Origin of the sequence: Companilactobacillus paralimentarius DSM 13238 = JCM 10415, assembly GCF_001434985.1 — a bacterium.
Lineage (GTDB): Bacteria > Bacillota > Bacilli > Lactobacillales > Lactobacillaceae > Companilactobacillus > Companilactobacillus paralimentarius.
Genome location: NZ_AZES01000067.1, coordinates 1 through 3,979, shown reverse-complemented (window position 1 = coordinate 3,979; position 3,979 = coordinate 1). Strand labels below are relative to the sequence as shown.

General features: G+C 33.3%; 6 protein-coding genes. 1 reads left to right on the top strand and 5 read right to left on the bottom strand.

The genetic code is table 11. The features are described 5' to 3' along the window. Positions 1–38: 38 nt before the first annotated feature. From FD33_RS06715 to FD33_RS06695, 5 genes are all read right to left on the bottom strand, one after another. Entirely contained in the window at positions 39–368 is a 330-nt protein-coding gene (locus FD33_RS06715) for a PTS lactose/cellobiose transporter subunit IIA (RefSeq protein ID WP_056955860.1), read from the bottom strand. A gap of 1 nt (position 369) precedes the next feature. Beyond that, positions 370–1,587, bottom strand: a complete 1,218-nt coding sequence (locus FD33_RS06710) for a PTS sugar transporter subunit IIC (protein WP_034544521.1) — start codon at positions 1,585–1,587, stop codon at positions 370–372. A gap of 27 nt (positions 1,588–1,614) precedes the next feature. Next, complete coding sequence (locus tag FD33_RS06705) at positions 1,615–1,923, bottom strand: PTS sugar transporter subunit IIB (protein WP_025086336.1); 309 nt, start codon at positions 1,921–1,923, stop codon at positions 1,615–1,617. A gap of 180 nt (positions 1,924–2,103) precedes the next feature. Further along, complete coding sequence (locus FD33_RS06700) at positions 2,104–2,436, bottom strand: hypothetical protein (protein ID WP_025086337.1); 333 nt, start codon at positions 2,434–2,436, stop codon at positions 2,104–2,106. A gap of 82 nt (positions 2,437–2,518) precedes the next feature. Continuing rightward, the gene (locus FD33_RS06695; RefSeq protein ID WP_056955859.1) at positions 2,519–3,370 is read right to left on the bottom strand and encodes a fructosamine kinase family protein; all 852 of its coding nucleotides are present in this window, start codon (positions 3,368–3,370) and stop codon (positions 2,519–2,521) included. Positions 3,371–3,450: 80 nt separating this feature from the next. Between FD33_RS06695 and FD33_RS06690 the strand changes: the two genes are divergently transcribed. After that, the gene (locus FD33_RS06690) at positions 3,451–3,894 is read left to right on the top strand and encodes a GNAT family N-acetyltransferase (protein ID WP_025086338.1); all 444 of its coding nucleotides are present in this window, start codon (positions 3,451–3,453) and stop codon (positions 3,892–3,894) included. Positions 3,895–3,979: the final 85 nt, after the last annotated feature.

Below are 3,979 nucleotides of genomic sequence, written 5' to 3'. Positions count from 1 at the left end.
AAAAATAGAGTTGATGGCAAAATGCCTATCAACTCTATTTATCGTACAGCCTTTTTAAATACTTCAATCAAATGTTTCACCAAATTATATTCAGTATTGACTGACATCATCGTATCTTGAGCATGTGTGAACAACACTGAATATTCTAGTTGCTCACCTTCAGCCTCTTTCTGAATCTTATCTGTCTGCAATGCATGAGCTTTTACGAGTTGTTCATGGGCCTGCTTTAACAATTGCTCAGACTCATTATATTTAGCATCTCCAACTAAATCCAAAGCCTGCATGATAAATTTTCTAGCATCACCAGAAAAAATAATTATCTGCATTGTTTGACGTAAATCACTATTATTCTCTGCTTCATCTATCATTTTATTTACCTGTTTCCTTTTTTACTAATTCACGATCATATGCCTTGAAAAAGGGATACCAAATCAAAGCCGCTACTAAAAAGATAATTACTAATAATACAATTGAACCAACTGTATGTCCATTGATCCAGGTATTGATTGGAAAAGGCACGTACCACATTTGAAAAACAGCATCAGGAATCCTACCTACCCCACTCTTTAATCCTATCCAAACAATAATTGGCAGGATAACACCTTGAATCCACATTGGAATCATTAAATAAGGATTCCAAACTATTGAACCCAAAACCACAGGTTCATTGATATTGAAAATACTGGGAATAACGAAAGCTCGGCCTAAAACCTTTAGACGTTGGGATTTAGCCAAGAACAACATCATTAATACCAAGGGCATCGTACAGCCAACTCCACCGATCCATAAATATGTTGAAAACATTGTTTCTCCTGTAACAATATTTTGTGCACCATGGATCTGATTAGCTTGTATAGCGGCTAAATAAACTGGTGTTGTAATTGGTGTCAAAATCCAAGTAGAGATTCCCATTGAATAAATTAGACAATTGATTAACATGACCAAAACAAATCCGGGTAAAGTCTCTACAATATTTGCTAAAGGTGAAAACATTTGAATAATGAGTTGATAGACATTTATTTTTAAAACATTAACCAAAATAAATCCAACGGTAATCACAACACCAATTGGCAACATTGAATCAAACCAAGCTGTTACAAAATCAGGAATCACAGTATCTTCAGCAAAGAAACTAAATTTGCCGAAGAATTCCATGACTAAGGCTGTGAAAATACCACAAATAATGGCAACAAACATTCCTCCGGCTCCGAAGTGACTAAATTCAAAAGTGGCGCCGCCATCCTTAGACATTACTGGATTAGTTAATAGTAAAAACAGTCCTAGCGACGTTAAGCCAGAAATAATTCGTTGTTTAGATAATTTCTTTTTCTCCATCATATTGAATGGAATCAAAAACGCTACAAAAATTGAAATAATACCAAAAGTAAAATTACTGATACCCGACAAATCAGGCCACCAACTCCAAATATTAGCAAAGAGACCTAAAAAAGTAATTACTGAACTAACTAAAATAAATGGTAAAGTTTGAAGAATTGAATCTTTTAGGACACTGATCCAAATATTACGACTGATTCGATCCATTTTTGGTGCTACTTTTTCTTTAAAGATTGCCATAAAACTATTCATTGTTATTTCAAATCCTTTTCTCTGTTTTTAGTTGAGTACACTTTGCAAATGTTTCAAAGCCTGCTTTCCATCCAACATTGCGTAATAATCAGGATTCATTAAAATCACTTTTTTATTTGTACCAGATACTGCTTGTTTAATCTCTGTTTCCATAAAGGATAAGTGTGGACCAATCATGATAACGTCTGTTTCATCTAAATAATTGTCTAATTCAGCTTCACTCCGTGCCTGAATTTGATAATCTAATCCTTGTTTTTTAGCTGCTTTACGCATACTCACGGCCATAAAACCTGAAGACGCTCCCGTACCACATACCAACAATACTTTTAAACTCATATTTTCTCCCTCAATTGCATAATTTATTTAATTCATTTATTCAATTTAAAGAAGTCAAAAATAAAAGTCAAATTTACCTTTAATAATTTATTTTTCAAGTAATAGCTTTAAATCAACAAAAAAAGCCAATAATTGTCATAAAATTTCGACAATCATTGACCAAAATATCGGTAAAATATTCTATTTTTGAGGCGATATTAAACTAATCAAACGATTAACCAAATCAGCGACTCGCTTGGAATCACTGGCAATCGCTGCCACATCTCTTTCTTTGACCATAGTATGTGTTACTAACAATAAGCTGACAGAATCAGTATCATCGTTAAATTGACCAATTGGTAAATTCACATTATGATCATACATTGGAATAAGCCCTTCTTCGACTTTTACTATCTTAGAACCTTCTGGCATGCTCAAGATATAGCTTTTAATTCTCTTTAAACTAAATTTATCTTGGTAAAAACCATAAATAACTGTTAATTCATCTAAGATATATTTAATTTCATTATTCATATTTAATCCACTCCCATTAAAATGAAAATATCTCCACTTATAGTATCGCGCTTACTTTAACAAATTGACAAGAATGTTCCACTTAATTTTCGACACTTTGTTTTAAAATATTATCAAAATCAGCTCCATAAGTCTCTCCAAAAAGGTTCAGATGTGCTAATAGATAATAAGTTTGATACCAAGATACCCTCTTTTGCCAATCCTTATCTAACGGATACAGTTCCTGATAGCCCTGATAAAATTCTTTACCAAATCCACCAAATAATAGAGTCATAGCAATATCCATTTCACGATTACCAAAGAAAACATCGGGATCAAATAAAATTGGTTGCCGATTCTGTTCAAACCCAACGTTACCATTCCACAAATCTCCATGCATCAAACTTGGTATAATTGGATGAACTTGGTAATATTCCATCAATTTTTCCTCAAATCGACGCATCATTTTATCTCGTTGACCGTTCCATAGGCCCTTCTTTTGCACTTCATTGATCAAAACATTCAAACGTTGTTGAATATAGAAATCACCCCAATTAGCACGCCAAGTATTAATTTTGGGATTACTAGCATTCAGAACGTCATGTCCCAAACCAAAACGTAGTGAATGGCGTTGATGCATCTTAGCCACCAATTGTCCCAAATCATACTGTGAGCCAGTTCCAAAGTGGATATAATTCAAAATAAGATAACTATTATCACGAAAAGTTCCACTTCGAATAACTTTAGGAGCATTAGCAACCGAATTGATCAAATTGAGACTCTCAACTTCATGATCAAAGAAACTCTCGTTATTATCAGGTTGGACTTTTAAGAAGTACTCACCTGTATCGGCAATTACCCTAAAAGCTAAGTTTATATCGCCACCAGAAACAGTTTGGACATCCTCAATTTTGCCCAGATCTAGTTCTTCATACCAACTTTCATCTACCAGCATTAATATCCCTCTTATCCTTTTTGCTTCTGATATAATGATAATCAATTCTATTTAACAAAAAAATTCATTTGAGGTACATTTTGAAAATAAAGATTATTTCTAAAAGATCCGATAACTTAATAAATCAATTGACAAAGGTCTGGGAAGCATCTGTAAGAGCTACTCATTCTTTCTTATCTGAAACATCAATTCAAAAAATTAAGATATCCTTACCAAAAATTCTACAACAAATCCCTGATTTAATCATCGTGGAGGATGAAAAAATTATAGCCTTTATGGGCATTTCTCATCAAGAACTTGAAATGCTTTTTGTTGCCCCAGAATTCCGTGGCCTTGGTCTAGGGAAACAATTAATTAATTATGCTATTAAAAATTTTGATGTAAATAAACTGACAGTTAACGAACAAAATCCGCAGGCTATCGGATTCTACGAATATCTTGGATTTGAAACTTATCGAAGAACCGAGACTGACGATGCAGGTAATCCTTACCCTATTCTGTACATGAAAAGAAAAGAAAACTAAAACAACACCTATTCAGGATAACAAATTACGGTTCTATACTTTCTGGTATTGATGAATAATCAATACCAGTTTTTTAATCTCTAGA

Excerpts from the sequence above, each read along its gene's own strand:
- FD33_RS06710 (WP_034544521.1), bottom strand. The coding sequence starts at position 1,587 with ATGAATAGTTTTATGGCAATCTTTAAAGAAAAAGTAGCACCAAAAATG.
- FD33_RS06705 (WP_025086336.1), bottom strand. The coding sequence starts at position 1,923 with ATGAGTTTAAAAGTATTGTTGGTATGTGGTACGGGAGCGTCTTCAGGT.
- FD33_RS06695 (WP_056955859.1), bottom strand. The coding sequence starts at position 3,370 with ATGCTGGTAGATGAAAGTTGGTATGAAGAACTAGATCTGGGCAAAATT.
- FD33_RS06715 (WP_056955860.1), bottom strand. The coding sequence starts at position 368 with ATGATAGATGAAGCAGAGAATAATAGTGATTTACGTCAAACAATGCAG.
- FD33_RS06700 (WP_025086337.1), bottom strand. The coding sequence starts at position 2,436 with ATGAATAATGAAATTAAATATATCTTAGATGAATTAACAGTTATTTAT.